We start from the raw sequence: 20,731 nt of genomic DNA, 5'->3' as shown, positions 1-20,731 counted from the left end.
AAAAAGGACAATATCACATTGCCCTTATTTCATTTTTTCAATTTCTTTTAATAATTCTTTTGCTATTAACAAATTATTTTTTAATGCTTCTTTTGCATGTTGTTCTGCTAAGTCTAATTTATGATTTGCCATATAAATTACAGTTAATAACACATCTGCTTCTTTTGTTCCTTCTTCCAATGATTTATTTGCATATTTTATTGCTTCATCATACTTATGTTCCATGTATAAGAATTGTGCTACTCCATAATTACCTTGAGCTTTCTTTAACATTTCTGAATATTTATTAATTCTTTCAACATCTTTAGCTGCTATTGATTCTAATAATAGAGCTTTAATATATTCAATATTATCTTTTTCAATATTTAAAGCTTTTTCATATTCTTTTATAGCTTTTTTTGTATCCTTTATATCTTCTGAATATATTCTTGCTATGGTACTAATTAAATCTGCATCATTTGGTGTAAATGCTTCTGAAGTTATCAAATACATTTTAGCTGTTTCAACATCTTTATGTAAAAGATAAAATTTTGCAAAAACTAAACAAACTTGTGCTTTTATATTATTAAAATCTGAAACCGCCGCTTTATTAAGCATAGCTATTCCTTGGTTTTCTTCATTTTGTTCCAAAAATTCTTTACCTAAAACATAATAAAATTGATCTCTAAATTCTGCCTTCTTACTTTCAGCTTCTTTTATAATTTTACTATAATTTTCTATATCTCTTTCCTTATAATAATTAAAAGCTAAATCAGCAAAAATGTCTAAATCATCACCTAGTCTATCCCTTAATAAGTTTAAATACACTAATTTTTCTTTTGGGTTTTTAGCTTCTTTAGCTAGTAATTCATTAGCTAATACTGCATATTGCCCCTTAGATTTTGGATCAGAGCTTGCTTTTTTTAGATACATTTCTTTTTGCTCAGGAGTAATATCAGCTCTAGTTCCCAACATATAATTTATTCTTTCAAATGCTTCCTCTTCCCCTTCTACATTTTTACTATTTTTCAATATCGTGAAAGCTTCTACAACTTTCCCATTATCCAATAAATTTAATGCCTTTTCTAAATCTGCCTTAGGTCCAGCAAATGAAAGGAATGTAGTAAATATAGTTATTATTGCTATTTTTTTATTCATAATATCCCTCCTTGTATACAACAATTTTACTTGTTTTTTTATTTTTTTTCAATTATTAAATTTTTTTCTTTCTATCTAAAAATGTTTGAAGTATAATAGTTGCTGCAAGCATATCTACTACTTGTCTTTTCTTTTTTCCATTTTTTTTAGAAAAATTATTTAAATAATACTCTGCTTGTTTAGTAGTATATCTTTCATCTACAAAATATATATTTATTTTATCTTCTTGCTTTTTTAATTCATTTACAAATTTCTCAACTTTTTCAACTTGTATTTCACTATTTCCATTAAGTCTTAAAGGTTTCCCTACCACTAATTCATAACTACCTTCTTCTTTACAAATTTCTAATATTTTTTTTATTGCATCTTCTTTTTGTCTATTAATTGTACAATAACCTGTAGCCAATATCTCAAGTGTATCACAAGTTGAAATTCCTATTCTTGTATCTCCATAATCAATTCCTATATATTTCATAACTATTACCACACATATTTAATATTAAATTTAGTTTTTATTGCTGTATTACTATAATTGAATTTTTTACCACCTTTATTATCAAATTTAATTGGTATTTCTATTTCTCCATTAATTTTCAAATTATCAATAGGTGTTGATACTGCACTTAATTTTGGAGATAAAATTAATTCTGCATCACAACTTTTTTCAATATTATATAACTTAGCTATTGCATTAAATTCTGGCGATACAGTAATATTATCCTCATCCTCTGTATAATCATATTTAATACCACTTTCTAATTTAACATAGCCCTTTGTATATTTTTCAAAAGATAATCTTGTATTACCTGCAAACATTCCATTTGCACTAAATGTCAATTCATCCATAATCTTATACTTCGCCCCTAATTTAATTCCATAATTAAAGTCATGTGCAGGAACACCAAAACCTAATTTTGAAAAATTAGAAATAGTTTTATTTACAAGATTATCTATTAATAATTTTGAAGATCCTGAATCATTAAATATTTGATTCCATAATTTTTCAATTAAAGTTTGCTTTTTTATATATCCATTTGGTTCTTCTCTCCATTTATTGCATAGTGTAGTTAAAAGCGAATATATTTTATAATCACTTGATATTTTAATTTTTAAGTTATCTTTTTTTGCTTTATATTCCTTTATACTTCCAATAAACGGAGCAATTTTTGGATATATATTTCTTGCTTCCATATCATTTAATCCTAATTTTTTATTTATAAAGTTTGTAATAATTTCATATGTTGTTGCAGGTCTTTCTTGATAATTTTCTAAATCAAGCACTGTCATACTTGGATAAAATTTATATTTAATTTCATTAAGAACTTCTTCAAGTGTTTTATTTTCATTAGCTCCATTTTTAATTTTATTCAAATTTTCATAAACTATTTTTCTTACTTTTTCATTTTCTAAAATAATTTTTTCCATTTCTATAATATTTTTAAAGGCTTTTTCTCTTGATTTTCCTAAATCTTTTTGTCCCTCTTCATATTTTTCTCTAGCTATTTTGGCTACTTTTTTATAATTTTCATATTCTTCTTTATGTTTATTTAAAAAATCTTTTTCTTCTTCATCAAATTGTATATTTTTTAAACTATCAAATAAAACAGTAGAAATATCAGTATTTTTATCTTTATACTTATATATCTTGCTTATTTCATCTGATGTTATAGATACTGAATTAAAATAAATATGTTGAAAAAATATTCCACCTGTTAACTCTAATCTATCATTTAATGTTAAATAACTTGTATCTAAAGTATATGAATGTTCATAATCCTTTGGATTAAGTTCAAAATCTTCATCTGTTAATATATTTTTGACTTTAGATGTATTATTAAATTGATATCTAAAATCTGTTTTACCATTTAATTTAAACTTAGGAGTTGCATCATATTCTCCTTCACTATTAATGCTTAAATATCTTAAGGCACTTGTTTTATGGTATGAATTTTTCAATTCTATACTAGCCTTAATATTTTTTAGATTTTTAATATCTTTCCCTTCAAGGTACAACTTATTCGTTGTTAAAATATCATTACCTGTAAAAGGAAATTCAGTTTTAGAATTAAAAGCTATTTTAGAATCAGGTAAAAATTCATAATTCGCTTCCCCTTCTAATTCAGCTACGCTAGTCTTAAATGATAAGTATTCATTTTCTCTCTTTACTTTTGGTTTCAATGTTCCCTTAAAATATCCACCTATGCCTTTAAATTTAGGAGTTTTATACTTAATAAATATATTTGAATTATCAAAAATACTATTAACTAATGTATGTTCTTTAATTGGAACAGATACATCTTTCATCTTAAGTGTTGCTCCTAATGATACTCCTTCATTTTTCAAATTAATTTCTGTGCTTAATCCTGTTTCTTTAATATTATAGCTATCTTCATATTTTCCATCATATATTCCTTCAATAAAGCCTGATGTAGCATTAGACATACTTACTGTTGCAATTATTAAATTCAAAAATATTATTTTTTTCAAAACTCCTCCTTACATTACATATTTATAATAAATTATTGAATACTTCTCCCATAGCTTCACTCAACTTACTTACATCTTTTCCACCAGCTTGAGCAAAGTCTGGTTTTCCTCCACCATTACCATCTGTAATTTTGGCTACAGTCTTAACTATATCTCCAGCTTTATATTCTTTTGTTAACTCTTTTGTAACTCCACAAGCAAAGCCTATTCTTCCATCTTCAACTGCAGCTAATAGAACTATTGAATTATCAAGTTTTTCCTTTATTTTATCTACATATTTTTTCAAATCTTTTATATTTGCTTTAATAACCTTAGATACTACATTTATATTTTTTATAACTTTTTTATCTTGTATAATATCTAATATTCTATGACTTATTAATTCATCCTTTAATATTTCTACTTCATTTTCTAATTCAGTATTCTTTTCCAAATTCTTTTTAATCGTATCTTCTAATTGGTTTATATCTGTCTTACATTCATTAGCTAAATTATGCAATAAATCTCTATTTTCATTAGCATAATCATAAGCACCAAATCCTGTTACAGCTTCTATTCTTCTAACCCCACTAGCCTTTGCTTGTTCTGAAACAATATAGAATGAACCTATCACTCCTGTGCTAGGGCAATGTGTTCCTCCACATAATTCTGCTGAATAACCAACTATATCTACTACCCTGACAATATCTCTATATTTTTCATCAAATAAGGCTATAGCTCCCATTTCATCTGCTTTTTCCTTTGTAGTATAAGTAACTGTCAACTTATTATTATTTTGTATTATTTCATTAACTCTTCTTTCAATTTTTCTTAAAGTTTCATTATCTATTGCCTTACCATAAGTAAAATCAAATCTCAAACCTTTATCATAAACTAATGACCCTGCTTGATTAACATGATCTCCTAAAATTTCTTTTACTGCTCTATGTAAAATATGAGTTGCTGTATGGTTTCTCATAGTTTTTGATCTAAAATCTTTATCTACTTCTAATTCAACCATATCACCGACATTAGGTATTTCACCTTCAATTGTAACATAGTGTATGAATATATCTGATTTTTTTATTAAATCTTTAACTGTTGCTTTAAAACTATCATTATATATTATTCCTTGGTCACTTACTTGTCCACCTTGTGCAGCATAAAATGGTGTTTTATCTAAAATTAATTGATAAGTATCAGCATCTTTTTTAGAAATATGTAAAATTGTAGCTCTATCTTTTAAAGTTTCATAACCAGTAAATTTAGTTTCTCCATGTTGCTTATAGAAATTAGATATAAATTCATCTTTTATCATATCACTCATAACTACTCTTGAACTCTTTGATCTTTGAACTTGTTCTTCCAATTTTTTATTAAATTCTTCTTCAGAAACTTCTATGCCATGTTGTTCACAAACCAATTTTGTTAATTCAAATGGGAAACCAAAGGTATCATATAATTTAAAGGTTGTATTTCCATCTATTTTTATACCCTTATTTATATCATCTAAAAGTAATTCTGTACCTGCTTTTAATGTCTTAGCAAATTTTTCTTCTTCATATTTTATTACTTCTTTTATTTCTTCTTTTTTATCAACTAATTCAGGATAAGCTTCTTCCATAGTTTCAACTACAGAATCTACTATTTTATATAGAAAACTTTGCCCCTTATCAAATATTTCCTTATTTGCAATACTTCCTGCTCCATAAGCTCTTCTTATTAATTTCTTTAATATATAACCTCTTCCTTCATTTGAAGGTAATACTCCGTCACAAATTAAAAAAGTTGCTGCTCTAACATGGTCGGCTATAATTTTTATTGCTGTTGAATCCTTATCAGTAAGATTTATTGTTTCCTTTATTGATTTTATTATTTTTTCAAATATATCTGTATCAAAATTATTAGATTTATGTTGAACAACAGAAGCTACTCTTTCAAGACCTGCACCAGTATCTATATTCTTTTCAGGTAATGGAACTAGACTACCATCTTCTTTTCTATTCCATTCAGTGAATACCAAATTCCATATTTCTAAAAATCTATCTCCTTCATCTCCAGGTTTACAATTAATTTCTTCATTATTTTTTCCCATATTTAAAGTGTCATAGTAAATTTCACTACAAGGTCCACAAGAACCTATAGGTCCTGCTGCCCACCAATTATCTTCATCACCTAATCTAACTATATGTGAAGGATCTATACCTATTTCATCTTTCCATATGTTATATGCTTCATCATCAGTCTTATACACAGAAACATATAGTCTATTTTTATCTATTTTTAAAACTTCTGTAATATATTCCCAAGACCAACTAATAGCTTCCCTTTTGAAATAGTCTCCAAAAGAGAAATTACCCAACATTTCAAAAAAAGTATGGTGTCTTGGTGTTTTACCAACATTTTCTAAGTCATTTGTTCTTATACATTTTTGATAAGTTGTTACTCTTTTTGTTGGTGCTTTCTTTTCCCCTAAAAAGAACTTTTTAAAAGGAACCATACCTGCAACTGTTAAAAGTAAAGTCTTATCTTCTGGAACTAAAGAAGCACTTTCGAAGTGTTGATGTTGTTTACTTTTAAAAAATTCTATAAAACTTTTTCTCAATTCATTTCCTGTCATTTTTATACTCCTTCATCAATCTAAATTATTAATAAATTCTTTTAATTCTTGTAAAATATTTAATGCCTTAAGTGGTGTTAAATTGTTAATATCTATTTGTGTTATTTCATTTTTTAATTCTTCTAATTCTTCATTTCTCTTATCCTCATCTATTTTTTCAACATAGCTTGGATTATCAAAAAGAGATAATTGACCTATATTCTCATTTTTTTGAATAAGAGTATTTCTTTTTTCTAATTTATTCAAAATTTTCTTTGAATCTTGTAAAACTATCTTAGGTAAACCAGCTAATTTTGCAACATAAGTTCCATAAGATTTATCTGCAGATCCTTTTGAAATAGTTCTTAAAAAAAGAACTTTTGAATTTTTTTCTTCTACATTAATTCTATAATTTATTATTCTTTCATATTCATTTTCTAATTCATTCAATTCATGATAATGTGTTGCAAATATTGTTTTTGCCTTTATTTTATCATGTATATATGAAGAAATTGCAGTGGCTATGGCTAAGCCGTCGTAGGTTGAAGTACCTCTACCAACTTCATCTAATATAATCAAACTTTTTTCTGTTGCTGTATTCAAAATTTGAGATACCTCACTCATTTCTACCATAAATGTACTTTGCCCTGTTAATATGTCATCTGATGCTCCAATTCTAGTTAAAAATTTATCTATTATAGACAAATTAGCAGATTTAGCAGGAACAAACATACCTATTTGAGCTAAAATACAAATTAATGCTATTTGCTTCATATATGTTGATTTCCCTGCCATATTAGGCCCAGTTAAAATGATAAAATTCTTATTTTTTGTAAAATGTACATCATTTTCAATAAATTGTGTATTAATTAATTGTTCTACTATAGGATGTCTCCCATTTAAAATATGTATTTCTCCCTTATCATTAAATTCAGGTTTACAATAAGAATTTGTAACACTAACATAAGCATAACTTGCAATTACATCTATGTATGCAACTATATTAGCAAGTTCCCCCAATTCTTCCTTTTTATCTTTAATTAAATTAGATAATGACTTAAATATATTATACTCCAATTCCACTAATTTTGCTCTAGCATTAATTATTTTATCTTCATATTCTTTAAGTTCTTCTGTTATATATCTTTCACAATTAGATAAAGTTTGTTTTCTAATATATCTATCTGGAACATCTGAAACGCTTGATTTTGATACTTCAATAAAATATCCAAATAATTTATTATATTTTATCTTCAAAAATTTTATGCCTGTACTATTTTTTTCTCTATTTTCTATATCTAGCAAATAGTCTTTACCATGTTTTAGTATCATATTCAATTCTTTTATTTCATCATTGAAATCTTCTCTTATCATACCTCCTTCTCTAACTGAAAAGGGAGGATCATCAATCAAATATCTATCTATTTCCTTTGCTAATATATCTAAAAAACTAATATCTACATTTTTAAATTTTTCTTTCCATAATTCATAAATCTTTTTATAATTTTTAAAAGTAGAATACAAGGCCCTAATATCTTTACCATTTTCATTACCAAATATTATTTTACTAACTATTCTTTGCAAATCATATGTTTGTGCTAAGCAGTCTCTTATATCTTCTCTAAGAAGCATATTATCTATAAGGTACTTAACATCTTTTTGTCTTTCTTTTATTTTTTCAATATCTATTAATGGATAATTTAAATATTCCTTAAGTAATCTACTCCCCATGGCTGTTTTACATTTATCTAAAACCCAAAGTAAACTACCATAAGTAGATTTATCTCTTTGATTTTTCAATAATTCCAAATTTTTTGAACTACTTAAATTTATATTAGCATAATTTGTATTATGTAGCATATTTATTTTAGGTATATTTATTTCTATACTTATTTGTGTTTCTAATATATACTCAAGAAGACTTGCACAGCAATCGATTAACAATTTATCTGTTATTCCAAAACTATCAAGAGAAGTTATAGAAAAGAAATCTGTTAAAAATTCAACACTATTTTTAGGTTTTTCAATTATAGTAGTACTTAAATTTTTGCCTTCCAAATATTGTTCAAGACTTAAACTCGTATATTTTGTCATAAGTATTTCTTTTATATCAAGCATATATATGTATGAAGAAATATTTTTAGCTTCTACAATACTTGCATTAAATACTCCTGTTGTAATATCTATATATGATATATATGCTTTATTATTTTCTATAATAACACAGGCAATATAGTTATTTGAACTAGCCTCAAGATTATCTACATCTATTATTGTTCCTGGTGTAATTACTTTTATGACCTCTCTTTTAACTATTCCCTTTGCTTGTTTAGGATCTTCTACTTGTTCACAAATAGCTACCTTATATCCTGCATCAACTAATTTTGAGATATATCCTGCTACACTATGATAAGGAACTCCTGCTAAAGGAACATCTACTCCTTTTTCTCTATTCCTTTTAGTTAGGGTTAAACCTAAAATTTTAGATGCTATTATGGCATCATTGTAAAACATTTCATAAAAATCTCCAAGTCTATATAACAATATTTCATTTTTATATTTATCTTTTATTTCATGATATTGTTTCATAAGTGGAGTTGTACTATCAATTTTCGACATTTTTTACACCTTGTTTCATAACTAATTTAATAAATACTATTATAATACTAATAATTGTAACTATTGTAACTAAAATAAAAATATTCTTTGGATTAACCTTAAGAGCCTTTGCTAACCAGATATACACTCTATCTCCAAAAAATATTCCAAAAGCAAAGAAGCCTTGAAAAATTCCCATGCTAATGTTTCTATTTTTTTGTTCAAAATATTGTAAAGCTATAGACATAAGTGAAATATATGTTCCTCCATAACCAAATCCATTGAAAATATAGCCAAAGAATGCTAAATATGGATTATTTGTAAATATTATTATCAAATAAAATAGAAGAAAACTTGAAAGACTTAAGAGTAGAGTTTTTTCTATACCAAATTTATCTTTAAAATATGTCCCAACCAAAACACTTGCAATAAGTTGAGGTGTCGCAAACATTGTATCAAGATATGCAAGCATTATTGAAGGCATATGCAAATATTTACTTGCATAAACTATCATATTAGGTCCACTTGTTGAAAATTTAACAAAGGAAATTATAATTGCAACAAAACAAATTATTAAAAATTTCTTATTTGCTAAAACCAAGCTAACCTTTTCTTTCGTAAACTTAGAATTTGTTTTAATTTCTTTTATAAATATACTTAATGTAAATGTAATTATTGCAAGCAAACCTGAAAACAACCATAAAAGACTATACATCTTCACCTGTGAATAAGTCCCTATATATTGAATCGGTGCTGCTAAAAATTCTGCTAATAAAGGAGCAACTGATAAAATAGAAGCCGATACCGAAGCATTACTTTCTGAAAAAGTTTCAGAAAACATTACATTGAATATTGCAAGCATTGAAGCACAAAGCCCCATTGCTAAAGATGAGTAATAAAGTGTGTTTACGCTAGGTTTCAAATATACAGAAAATGAAGTTAACATTATACAAAATATTGCTATTTGTATAAAAATTTTTCTTTTTTGTAAAATATCCGTCAAAAAAAACAAAGGTAATCTTATTATACAGCTTATTAACCCATATGCTGAAGTTACTTGTGCAGCAAGTATTGCACTTTGCCCAAGTCCACCTAATTCAATAGGTGCTACTACATATAGCTTTCTATATGCTCTTATAGTACTTATACTTGTCCAAAAAAATACTAACATCCAAAATATTACTAATTGATTCTTATTTAATTTATATTTTTTTGCTAATATTTGAACAATAATTCCTGTTGTTATTATCATAATAATTGATAAAATAATTTTCTCCATTCAAACTCCTATTCATTCATTTAATTATACCAAAAATACTAAAAAATATCTATAATATAAGTATTTGACTAAAAATTTTAGATATAGTAAAATTCAATTATAGAAAGGAAAAAGATATGAAAGCTATTAAAGATAATTTTAAATTTTTAAAAGGTGATACTAAAATACATCCTACAACTGGAATTACACTTGAATATTTGGTAAAACAAGATGCTATTTGTGTAGCTGTTTTTGATAATAGTTTAGAAAATATATATTTAGTTTCTCAATATAGACCAGGAGCAGATAAAAAATTATTAGAAATCGTTGCTGGCTTAATAGAAAAAGGAGAAAGTCCATTAGAAGCTTGCTACAGAGAATTTAATGAAGAAACTGGTTTTCTTAAAACTGATGTAGAAAAAATAATTTCCCTTAAAAATCCTCAATATGTAAGCCCTGGTTATTCAACAGAAAAGCTATATTTTTATGCAATAAAACTAAAAAAAGGAGCTATTCCAAAAGAACAACATTTAGATTTTGGTGAAGATTTAGATCTTGTTAAATTGCCTATAAATCAAGCATTAGAAATCGCTCTAGATATGAAGACTATATTTTCAATAAAATATTTTTTAGGAGAATTAAAATGACCTTTGTATTTATATTTCTTTTATCATGTATTTCAATATATATTATTTATCTAATATATGTTTATGCAAAAATGAATGCTAAAGAAAATTTAGTTATTAATAAGGATCTAGCTATTTTAAATAATAAATATGTTATTAATTTCAAAGATGCTAAAATTATGAAAATTAATACTATGAGAATAATAACAGAAAAAAGCACAAACAAATCTGCAATTATTGATCTTGATATTAGTATCTATACTGAAAATACAATGGTAAATATTAGGGAATACAAACATGCTATAAAAATAATATCCTTAATAAAAAAATATAATGAATATAATTTTGAAAATTTTTTAAATAAATTTTTTAGTCTTCAACCTGAACTTAAACTCTTACTTGAAAGTGAATTAAATGATGAAAATACTGGATTATGATGTAGAAAGAAAGAAAATAAAAAATATTAATTTAAGAATTAGACCTGATGGAAGTGTATATATTTCTGCACCACTTCATTTACATGAAAGCCAAATAGAGAATTTTATTATTTCAAAAAGAGCTTGGATAGAAAAAAATAAGAAATTAATGCAAAACTACACAAAAATAAAAAATGAATTGGAACTTTATTGTGACAATTCACTTATTCTTTATTTTGGAAAACTTTATACTTTAAGAATTTTTAATAGTATTAATGAAACTATTAATATCAATGAAAATATAATTGAAATATATACTAATTCAACTAATATTAAAGAATTCATATATAACAAGCTCTATTATCCAAAGGCAAAAAAATTATTTCAAGACAGACTTAATTTTTATTTAACCCTTACTAAAAATGAAGCAGTTAATCTTAGAATAACAAGTATGAAGGGTAAATGGGGACTTTGCATTCCTAGTAAAAGAAAAATTAGTTTAAATATAGATTTAATGAAAAAAAGTCAATTAGAAATTGATTCTGTTGTAATACATGAAATTGCACATTTAACTCATCCAAATCACAGTAAGGATTTCTATAACTACATTGATAAATATTTTAAAAATTACAAAGAAATTAATAAAAAATTAAATAAAATATTATAGAAGGAGAAACAATGAACGATAAAATTAAAAAAATTTTTAATACTTTAAATGTTGATGGTCTTTTATTAACTGATTATTTTAATAAAAGATATTTTACTGGCTTCACTGGAACTACTGGTCAAGCTTTAATAACAAAGGAAAAAAAATATTTCTATTCTGATTTTAGATATGTTGAACAAGCTACTATGCAAACTAAACCTTATGGTTTTGAATTTGTCCGTATAGAAAGAAGAGCTATAGATCATATTATTGAAGGAATTGAAAAGCATAATATAAAAAGATTAGGTTTTGATGATTTGGCTATGCCTTATGCAGAATATCAAATGTATTCTAAGGCTTTACCTAATGTAGAATTAGTTCCTGCTGGTAATGAAATGCTAAATGCAAGACAAGTAAAAAGTGAAAAAGAAATAGAATATCTAAAAAAAGCTGCAAGTATAACTGATATTGCTTTCAAAGAAACTTTAAAAATAATTAAAGAAGGTATAAGTGAAAAAGAAATTGCTGCTCATTTAGAATATATTCAAAGATTAAATGGTGCTGAAGACAAATCTTTTGAAACTATCGTTGCAAGTGGCTACAGATCTTCAATGCCTCATGGTGTTGCAAGTGATAAAAAAATTAAAAGAAATGAATTTATCACTATGGATTTTGGTTGTTATTACAATGGTTATGCATCAGATATGACAAGAACTATTTTCTTTGGGGATAAAGCTTCTATTAGTCCTGAACAACAAAGAATTTATGATTTAGTTTATCAAGGTCAAACTATGGGTATAGAAATGTTAAAACCTGGTGTAATAGGTTCTAGTGTTGATTTAGCTGTTAGAAAATATTTTAAAGAAAATGGAGATATGGACAAATACTTCGGTCATAGCTTAGGACATAGCTTTGGTTTAGAAGTACACGAACCTCCTTATTGTTCAAAGATTTGTGATGACAAGTTACAAGAAAATATGGTTATGACAGTTGAACCAGGTATTTATATAGAAAATTTCTGTGGTGTTAGAATAGAAGATGACATTTTAATTACAAAAGATGGTCATGAAAGAATAACAAAATCACCAAGAGAATTGATATTTATTGGATAGGAGAAAACTCCTATCTTTTATAATACCAAAAAGGAGTTATTTTTATGAGAAAATTTTTAATGTTTTTTTTCTTATTTTGTTCAATGTTTACTTTTAGTAAAGAATTAAAATTCAAATTTTTTGCAAATGGAAAAACATATATAATTACTGACAAAGATTATACTGACATACCTGTAGAATATATCGATAATCAGTTTATGATTTTTAAATTTAAAATAATTAATAATGGTCTAAGCGATGATAATTATATCCTTGAGATAAAACATGATAATAAAAAATATAAAATCAATGGAATAAAAGAAATTGAGCATATACCATTAAATAAAACATGGAATTACTTCATTGGAAGCAAAAATGGATTTATAAGATTTAGTACTGGTAAAAAATTCTACGCCGATACTATAGATGCAAACAATGATGTTCAACTAAAACCTGCTCTAATAGATACAAATATCGATCTTTTAAAATCTAGTATTAGTGATTTTGACAATAGAAAGATAAATAAAATAAAATTAAATAATAAATATAATTTATGGGGTAGATATACGACAGAATATAATGAAAGCAAATTTCCAAATTATTTTAAAACTATTTTCATTAAAAATATAGGCTTAAAATATCAACAAAAATCAAAAAATAATACTTTTTTCAAAAAATCAATAATACAAAATTTAAATATTGGAATAGATAAAGTATATAATAATAGTTCAACTGGAATATTTTTAGCATTTGGACTAGAAAATTCAAGAGGTTATGAAACTTCAAAATTTGGCGATGGTAATAAATTAGAAATATTAAAAGATAAAAAAAATGGTTTCTATGTATCTGACACTCTTGCTACAATGTTTGGTATTGGTATTAATCATACTAAAAGTTTTTCAAATGGAATATATTATGATGCATTAGCACAAATTTCTGGATTTAATAGAAATATGACTTCTCATGATGGTCAATATGCTAATTCTACAGCTTTTGCTACTAGTCTTTCTTTTGAAACTGGAATTAATAAAAAATTTAATTATAATATGGTTTCTATTACTCCACAAGTGCAACAAATATATCATTATTATCATCAAAATAAATTTACTAATAGTTTAGATATTACTATGCCAAAAATAAACAAACATATTTTTGACACACGATTTGGTATGAAAGTTGAACACAAAAATTTTTATGAAAAATTAAATATTTATTTAGATTATGCTAAATATCTAAATAGTATTAACATGGAATGTGAATTCGGATTTGATGAAAAAATAAATGAAAAATTCAATATACATTCAAGTCTTTCATATCAACAAGAAATTTATAATAAAGATTTTAAAAGTAATATAAATAAAAAGATAAAATCCAATTTAGGTATTATATATTAAGGGGCTTTTTAAAAAGCCCCTTTATTATTTTTTATTTGCATACCATAGTCCCATAGTTACTATTATTCCACCACCAATAAAATTACCTATTGTAACAAATAGAAAATTATACAATATGGCTTGTATAGTAACACCTTCAAAGCCATACATATATGATAGTGGTAAATATAGCATATTAGCTACAACATGGCTATAACCCAAAAGAATAAATAGCATTATTGGAAACCAAATACCAAAAATTTTAGAAATCCCATCCTTAGCAATATAACCTAAAAGAGAAGCTGTACAAACTAAAATATTACACATTACTCCTTTTAAAATCATATCTACTGCACCAGTCGTAACCTTATGATGGGCATATACTTGTAAAACTTTTATAGAATTTTCATTAAATGTACCTGTTTTATATGTAATAAATGCTATTATTACTCCACCAACAAGATTAAATATCCATACTATAAATAGTATTTTAAACATTTTACTTAACTTCATTTTCTTTTCTATAACTGCTATAGTCATCATACAATTGCTTGTAAAAAGTTCAAATTTAAGCAAAATTATTGCTATTAATCCTACTGGAAACACACAAGCTCCCAAGAATTTAGCTAAATTTATATTTGTAAAAAATATATCTGAACTAACAAAAATATTACCTACTGCTCCTAGGGCAATGAATATTCCTGATAATATTGCAAGTATTGCTAATTGTAATAGATTCTTTTCTTCTCTATGCTTTCCAGCCTCTATTACATATTCTAATAATTCCGATATTGTTTTCATATCATCTCCTAATATACTATTGCTTTTTCAACTTCAGCTCTTTTTTCTTTACCTTCTAACATTTCAACAAGTTTTAATCCAAAATCAATTGATGCAGCTGCTGCACGACCTGTAATAACATTATCTGATACAACAACTTGTTCATTTACTAATTCTGCCTTATTTTCTACTAAGACATGTTGAAAACTAGGGAAAGATATAGCTTTTCTACCTTCTAATATTCCTAAATTAGCTAAGACAGAAGGCCCCGCACAAATTGCTGAAACCATTTTCTTATTATTGTAATTTTCCTTTACCTTATCCAATAATTCTTCCTTATGGTCATAGTAATTCTTTGTTCCTGGTCCTCCAGGTAAAATAACTAAATCATAATTTGATAAATCTACATCCTTTAACTTTTTGTCTACCTTTATTTCAACATTAATCGCACTTTTTACATAATCCTTATTTTCAACTGATATTACATCTACATATATACCAGCTCTTCTTAACATATCTAAAGGAGCCATTGCTTCTACTATTTCAAAATCACTAACTAATGTCAATGCAACTTTTTTCATATATATTACCTTCTTTCATACTAATTAAGTGCATCTATAACTTCTTCCGGAGTATTTTTACTTAAAATTATATCTCTATATTTTTTAGCATCTTCATATTTTAAATCTCTAATTTTTTTCTTAACTGCTAATATTGATCCTGCACTCATAGAGAATGAATCAAGACCCATACCTAATAGTATTTCTGTTGCTTTTCTATCTCCTGCAAATTCACCACACATACTTACAGTAATTCCTCTATCATGTCCTGCATCTATTACTTTTTGTATAGCTTCTAATACTGCAGGATTATATGCACTATACAATGCAGAAACTTTTTCATTTCCTCTATCTACTGCTAAGAAATATTGTGTTAAATCATTAGTTCCTATTGAGAAGAAGTCAACTTCTTTTGCAAATTTATAAGCTATCATTGCTGTTGATGGTGTTTCAACCATTATACCAACTTCTATATTTCTGTCATATACCTTACCTATTTCATCTAATTCTTTCATACATTCTTTCAAAATTTCATTAGATTTTCTTATTTCATTTATAGAACAAACCATAGGATACATTATTTTTATTTTTCCATATGCACTTGCTCTTAATATAGCTCTCAATTGAGTCTTAAACATATCTTTATGTGTTAATGAAATTCTTATTGCTCTATAACCCAAGAATGGATTCATTTCCTTTGGTAAATCTAAGTATGGTAATTCCTTATCTCCACCTATATCCATTGTTCTGATTGTAACAGGCTTACCTTTTAATTTTTCAGCAACTATTCTATATGCTCTATATTGTTCATCTTCTGTTGGCAAGTGATCTGAATTCATAAATAGGAATTCTGTTCTATAAAGTCCTACACCTTCACCACCTGCAGCTATTACTGCATCTATATCTTCAGGTTTACCTATATTACCCATAACTTTAACAGTTCTTTCTCCACAAGCTGTTATAGCAGGTAAATCTTTTATTTTTTTAAGTTCTTCTTTTTCTTTTATATATGCTTTTTTCTTACTTTTATATGCTTCAATAACTTCTTCTGTTGGAGATAGGTATATTAGTCCTCTTTCACCGTCTAAAACTAAGAATTCCCCATCTTTTACTGTTTGTACAATATTTTTAACACCAACAACTGCTGGTATTTCAAGAGATCTTGCCATAATAGCTGAGTGAGCTGTTTTTCCACCTACTTCAGTTATAAATCCAGCACAATGGTCAAGGTCTAATTGAGCTGTATCAGAAGGTGTTAAATCTTCTGTTATAACTATAGTATTTGGTTCTAAAATAGATAAATCTTTTATTCTCATTCCTAAAGTATTTTTTATCCATCTTTTACAAATATCTTTTAAATCGCTAACTCTTTCTTTCAAATAGGCATCATCTAATTGTGATAAAATCTTACATGTTTCTTCTATTCCTTCATATATTGCATATGCGGCACTCATTGATTGTGAAGTAATTCTTTCTTTTATACCATCTTGAAGATCTTCATCTTCTAATAATTCAATATGTGCATCAAATATTGAGGCCTTATCTTCTCCTAATTTTTCTCTTACTCTTTCTCTAATTGCTAAAAGTTGAGATTTTGTCTTTGTAACACCATCATTTAATTTAATTAATTCTGCTTCAACCGATAAACTAGATTGTTTTAAAGATTCTAAATCTATTTTATCATCTGTATAAATAAGTGCTTTTCCTAGAGATATTCCTTCAGAAGCACCTATTCCTGTCAATCTTATCATTACATATCCTCCTATTTTGATTTACTTAATTCATAATCTCTTAATATTTTAACTATAGCTCCCTTACCATGTCTTGTTGCTAAATCATATGCATTATTTCCTCTTTTATCTTTTTTCCTTATATCAGCACCATTTTTCAATAATTCTAATAATACTTCCTTATTTTCTTTCAAAACTGCCTCTTCTATTGCTAACCAACCATCAGATTGACTAGCTTGATTAATCATTTCTTTATGATGAGTTATAAGGTAAATAGCTACCTTTGTTGAATTATATGCTATAGCTGTTGCTAACATAGTTTTACCCAAAATGGGATGAGAACAATTTAAATTTGCTCCTTGTTTTATCAAGAACTCTAGTATTTCAAGATTATCATACATACATGCGATAATAACTGGGGTATACCCTTGCACATCCTTAATATTGGGATCAATATTTTCATCTTTTTCAATGTCCCAGGGAATATTATATGACTTTGAATTTTCTTTCTTCTTTTTTTCTAATAACATTTTGGCATATATGTTATTTTTTGTTTTAATAGCATTAAATAATTTTGTTATTTCTTTTTCTTTTTCAATATTTTTATTATACTCAAAGATATAATCCTTAGAGAAAGAAAGCCAGGGTAACAAAAGCAATACTATCAAAATTTTTTTCATAATAAATCCTCTATCATTTTTCTAAATTCATCATCTTCTTGCAATTTTTTTGCAATCAAATCCGGTCTATTTTTTATAGTCTTCTTAACACTTTCAATAAATCTATAATTTTCTATTTCCTTATGATTACCGCTTAATAAAACTGCTGGAACTTCGTGGCGTCCTAATTTACTTGGTTTTGTATATTGTGGAAACCCTAAAAGTCCATTAAAGAAAGAATCTGTTTTATATGATTCTTCTGTAATAACTCCGTCTACTTGCCTAGCAATAGAATCCAAAATACATAAAGCTGGTAAATCCCCACTTGTTAAAACAAAATCTCCTATACTTATTTCTTCATCTACATATCTATCAATTACTCTTTGATCTAAGCCTTCATATCTTCCTGATATTAAAACTATGTCTTCCTTTTCCTTCAATTCATTTATTTTTTCTTGATTTAAAGCCTTACCTTGTGGACTAACAAAAATCACATAAGGTTTTCTTCCTTTTTCTTTTTGTTCAAAAAAATATTTGAAAAAAGGTTCTGGCTTAAGTAGCATTCCTGCACCTCCACCATAAGGTGTATCATCGACTTGATGATATGTATTTGTAGAATAATCTCTAATATTTATTAGTTCAAATTCTAAATAATTATTTTCAACCGCCCTTTTTAAAATTGTTTGTGATAAGTATAGGTCAAAAAGTTCCGGAAATAAAGTTAATATGCTTATTTTCATCTCATACCCTCTATAAGTTCAACTTTTATTTGCTCTTTTTCATCGTCTATTTCTTTTACGAATATGTCTATAAAAGGTATCATTATTTCTTTCTCACCTTCTACAATCAAAATATCATGTGCAGCTGTTTCTAAAATATCTATTACTTGTCCTATATTACAAGAATTTTCATAAACTTGATAACCTATTATAGATTTTTCTTCTTCATAATCTGGTATTAGATCTTTTCTAATGTCTATATTATATCCTACAATTTTTTTTGCATCATCTATATTATCTACATTAGAAAAAGTAAAAATAGCTCGAGATTTATTAGCATTTTCAATTTTTTCTATTTTTAGAACTTTAATATCTGTTCCCTTAGAAATTAAAACATTTTTATCAACAAGACTCACTAAGTCCATAAATTTTGTACTAACCTTAACAGAACCTGCTAATTTATGTGTACTTGTTATCTTACCAATATAGTATGTACTATTATCCATTTATCCCACCCCTAATTATATCATTTTGTTCCAAATTTTTATATAGCAAAAATGAACTAATTGCAAAAATAAGGGGAGAAAAATATGACAAAACCATACTATTTTTTAGTATATACTTGTATACTTCGTTATTTGTTAAAATTATATTTTCAAAAAAATTTATTTTTATAATAAAATACGCAGAAAACACTATTGACAATATAAAAATATGTGCAAAATATGTAAAAAGTATCCTAAATATATTATTTTTCACCAATTCCATAGCTACAAATATAGAATCCTTAATTTTTAATTCTCTCAAAAGAAGTATTAAGCTTATAGGTAAAAATATATATGAAAAAGGTATTCTAACTATTAAAACTAATACAAAAAAGGAAATAATTACATTTTTGTTAATTTTTATTTTTTTATATAATATTTTTTGTAAAAGTTCATATATTGAAAAATATATAAGTGGTACTAACAAAAATATTAAATTTGCTTTTCTTAAAATAATAAAGTTAAAAATAAAATATATCCCTATACTTGGTATCAACATATATAAGAATATTAAATATGTTACAAGTATATTTTGAGATATCTTCATCTTTTTACCATTTAAGATTTTTTTAATCATTCTTAACCTTTCTGAAATTTCTACTATCTTCTGCAATTTTTCTCAAAGTTTCTAAATCAATACTTTCATCATTCCCTGCTACTGCAGAAATTGCTCCTTCAACTAAAGGTGCATCCGCTATTTCAACTCTTATTTCCTTTTCAACTTCTTTTTTTGCTTGCATAGCACAATCTATAGAACTTCCTAAATCTAATAAAATAAGAACTCCTTGCCCTTTATTTGCTTTTTTTATAGCTTTAACTACATAGTCTTTAGTTGTACCAAATTTTACATTTTCATCTGAACCATTAACTAATTCAAAATCACTTGTCTTAAATACATCTAAAAAATTTATTAAATTTTCACACATTTTATTGCAATGACTTATTATTACTATACCTACCATTTTAATTTTCTCCTAACAATCTATCTAATATTATACTAACTGCTGCTCTAACTGATAAATGATTATATTTTGTATTTGCCCTTATAGGTTCAATTATTTTGTATGACTTTTCCATAACCTCATCAATAAGACCAAACCCTGTACCAAATAAAAGTAATATCGGATCTTCTATTTCTAAAATATGCTTACTCATATCCGAAAAACTTATACTATTTTTATGAATTTTAGCTGAAGTCGTAACTATTTTAGGTTTTTTACCTGTTAATTCTTCTATATTTTTCATTGCTTCTTCTATACTAGAAACAAGTCTTGTATTTTCAAAAGCCTCATTTCTATCCTTGTTAAAACCTATACCATCACCTTCTTGCCAATACCCCATTATTCTTTTTGTTAATTCTTTTTGTGACTCTACTGGAGTTATGATATAGTATTTATTTATATCATAAGTTCTACTTGTTCTTGAAATATCATGTATATCAAAATTTGTAACTGAAGTAGCTACAATTTCATGATTTTTATTATATACTGGATAGTGAACTAAACCTACAAAAATTTTATCTCTCATT

The 20,731-nt window shown here is 25.9% G+C and carries 20 protein-coding genes; 5 read left to right on the top strand and 15 right to left on the bottom strand.

Going from position 1 to position 20,731, the window contains the following annotated elements; genetic code table 11:
• Positions 1–24: 24 nt before the first annotated feature.
• From AWT65_RS04470 to AWT65_RS04445, 6 genes are read right to left on the bottom strand one after another with little or no spacing between them, the layout of a single operon-like run.
• Positions 25–1,137, bottom strand: a complete 1,113-nt coding sequence (locus tag AWT65_RS04470; RefSeq protein WP_066729770.1) for a tetratricopeptide repeat protein — start codon at positions 1,135–1,137, stop codon at positions 25–27.
• A 55-nt stretch (positions 1,138–1,192) separates the two neighbouring features.
• A complete protein-coding gene (ruvX, locus tag AWT65_RS04465) occupies positions 1,193–1,612 on the bottom strand; it encodes a Holliday junction resolvase RuvX (RefSeq protein ID WP_066729768.1) in 420 nt (139 codons plus the stop codon).
• Positions 1,613–1,617: 5 nt separating this feature from the next.
• Positions 1,618–3,624 (bottom strand): hypothetical protein, encoded by a 2,007-nt coding sequence (locus tag AWT65_RS04460; RefSeq protein WP_066729766.1) that lies wholly within the window; start codon positions 3,622–3,624, stop codon positions 1,618–1,620.
• Positions 3,625–3,646: 22 nt separating this feature from the next.
• Positions 3,647–6,223, bottom strand: coding sequence for an alanine--tRNA ligase (gene alaS, locus AWT65_RS04455; protein ID WP_066729764.1), 2,577 nt, complete (start codon positions 6,221–6,223; stop codon positions 3,647–3,649).
• A gap of 15 nt (positions 6,224–6,238) precedes the next feature.
• Positions 6,239–8,821, bottom strand: a complete 2,583-nt coding sequence (mutS, locus tag AWT65_RS04450) for a DNA mismatch repair protein MutS (protein ID WP_066729762.1) — start codon at positions 8,819–8,821, stop codon at positions 6,239–6,241.
• Positions 8,808–10,079 (bottom strand): MFS transporter, encoded by a 1,272-nt coding sequence (locus AWT65_RS04445; RefSeq protein ID WP_198142953.1) that lies wholly within the window; start codon positions 10,077–10,079, stop codon positions 8,808–8,810. Before AWT65_RS04445 ends, mutS begins: the two co-directional genes overlap by 14 nt.
• 116 nt (positions 10,080–10,195) lie before the next feature.
• On the opposite strand from AWT65_RS04445, the gene AWT65_RS04440 reads away from it, so the two are divergent.
• From AWT65_RS04440 to AWT65_RS04420, 5 genes are read left to right on the top strand one after another with little or no spacing between them, the layout of a single operon-like run.
• Positions 10,196–10,705, top strand: a complete 510-nt coding sequence (locus AWT65_RS04440; protein WP_066729758.1) for an NUDIX hydrolase — start codon at positions 10,196–10,198, stop codon at positions 10,703–10,705.
• Positions 10,702–11,121: a hypothetical protein gene (locus AWT65_RS04435; protein WP_066729755.1), complete on the top strand. Its 420-nt coding sequence runs from the start codon at positions 10,702–10,704 to the stop codon at positions 11,119–11,121. The genes AWT65_RS04440 and AWT65_RS04435 overlap by 4 nt, the downstream gene beginning before the upstream one ends.
• Positions 11,099–11,767 carry a M48 family metallopeptidase gene (locus AWT65_RS04430; RefSeq protein WP_066729753.1) on the top strand — a complete coding sequence of 223 codons (669 nt, stop codon included), beginning with the start codon at positions 11,099–11,101 and terminating at the stop codon, positions 11,765–11,767. The genes AWT65_RS04435 and AWT65_RS04430 overlap by 23 nt, the downstream gene beginning before the upstream one ends.
• A gap of 11 nt (positions 11,768–11,778) precedes the next feature.
• Positions 11,779–12,858 carry a M24 family metallopeptidase gene (locus tag AWT65_RS04425; RefSeq protein WP_066729751.1) on the top strand — a complete coding sequence of 360 codons (1,080 nt, stop codon included), beginning with the start codon at positions 11,779–11,781 and terminating at the stop codon, positions 12,856–12,858.
• Between the two features lie 44 nt (positions 12,859–12,902).
• Positions 12,903–14,231 carry an autotransporter outer membrane beta-barrel domain-containing protein gene (locus tag AWT65_RS04420; protein ID WP_066729749.1) on the top strand — a complete coding sequence of 443 codons (1,329 nt, stop codon included), beginning with the start codon at positions 12,903–12,905 and terminating at the stop codon, positions 14,229–14,231.
• Positions 14,232–14,255: 24 nt separating this feature from the next.
• Here the strand turns inward: AWT65_RS04420 and AWT65_RS04415 are convergent, their stop codons facing one another.
• The 9 genes from AWT65_RS04415 to AWT65_RS04375 are packed head-to-tail and all read right to left on the bottom strand — an operon-like array spanning position 14,256 to position 20,730.
• The gene (locus tag AWT65_RS04415; protein ID WP_066729748.1) at positions 14,256–15,011 is read right to left on the bottom strand and encodes a formate/nitrite transporter family protein; all 756 of its coding nucleotides are present in this window, start codon (positions 15,009–15,011) and stop codon (positions 14,256–14,258) included.
• An 8-nt stretch (positions 15,012–15,019) separates the two neighbouring features.
• Positions 15,020–15,571: a DJ-1 family glyoxalase III gene (locus tag AWT65_RS04410; protein ID WP_066729746.1), complete on the bottom strand. Its 552-nt coding sequence runs from the start codon at positions 15,569–15,571 to the stop codon at positions 15,020–15,022.
• 20 nt (positions 15,572–15,591) lie between these two features.
• On the bottom strand, positions 15,592–17,301 hold the full coding sequence (gene ptsP / locus AWT65_RS04405) for a phosphoenolpyruvate--protein phosphotransferase (RefSeq protein WP_066729745.1): 1,710 nt from the start codon (positions 17,299–17,301) through the stop codon (positions 15,592–15,594).
• An 11-nt stretch (positions 17,302–17,312) separates the two neighbouring features.
• Positions 17,313–17,960 (bottom strand): ankyrin repeat domain-containing protein, encoded by a 648-nt coding sequence (locus tag AWT65_RS04400; RefSeq protein ID WP_066729744.1) that lies wholly within the window; start codon positions 17,958–17,960, stop codon positions 17,313–17,315.
• Positions 17,957–18,679, bottom strand: coding sequence for a tRNA (guanosine(37)-N1)-methyltransferase TrmD (gene trmD / locus AWT65_RS04395; protein ID WP_066729742.1), 723 nt, complete (start codon positions 18,677–18,679; stop codon positions 17,957–17,959). Before trmD ends, AWT65_RS04400 begins: the two co-directional genes overlap by 4 nt.
• Positions 18,676–19,164 carry a ribosome maturation factor RimM gene (rimM, locus tag AWT65_RS04390; RefSeq protein ID WP_066729740.1) on the bottom strand — a complete coding sequence of 163 codons (489 nt, stop codon included), beginning with the start codon at positions 19,162–19,164 and terminating at the stop codon, positions 18,676–18,678. The genes trmD and rimM overlap by 4 nt, the downstream gene beginning before the upstream one ends.
• Complete coding sequence (locus tag AWT65_RS04385) at positions 19,157–19,780, bottom strand: hypothetical protein (RefSeq protein WP_066729738.1); 624 nt, start codon at positions 19,778–19,780, stop codon at positions 19,157–19,159. Before AWT65_RS04385 ends, rimM begins: the two co-directional genes overlap by 8 nt.
• Positions 19,773–20,165, bottom strand: coding sequence for a PTS-dependent dihydroxyacetone kinase phosphotransferase subunit DhaM (locus AWT65_RS04380; protein ID WP_066729735.1), 393 nt, complete (start codon positions 20,163–20,165; stop codon positions 19,773–19,775). The genes AWT65_RS04385 and AWT65_RS04380 overlap by 8 nt, the downstream gene beginning before the upstream one ends.
• Before the next feature lies 1 nt (position 20,166).
• Positions 20,167–20,730 carry an RNA methyltransferase gene (locus AWT65_RS04375; protein ID WP_066729733.1) on the bottom strand — a complete coding sequence of 188 codons (564 nt, stop codon included), beginning with the start codon at positions 20,728–20,730 and terminating at the stop codon, positions 20,167–20,169.
• Between the last annotated feature and the right edge of the window lies 1 nt (position 20,731).

The organism is Sneathia sanguinegens, assembly GCF_001517935.1.
GTDB lineage: Bacteria > Fusobacteriota > Fusobacteriia > Fusobacteriales > Leptotrichiaceae > Sneathia > Sneathia sanguinegens.
The sequence above is the reverse complement of the archived record's forward strand: the minus strand, read 5'-3'. Positions and strand labels throughout refer to the sequence as shown.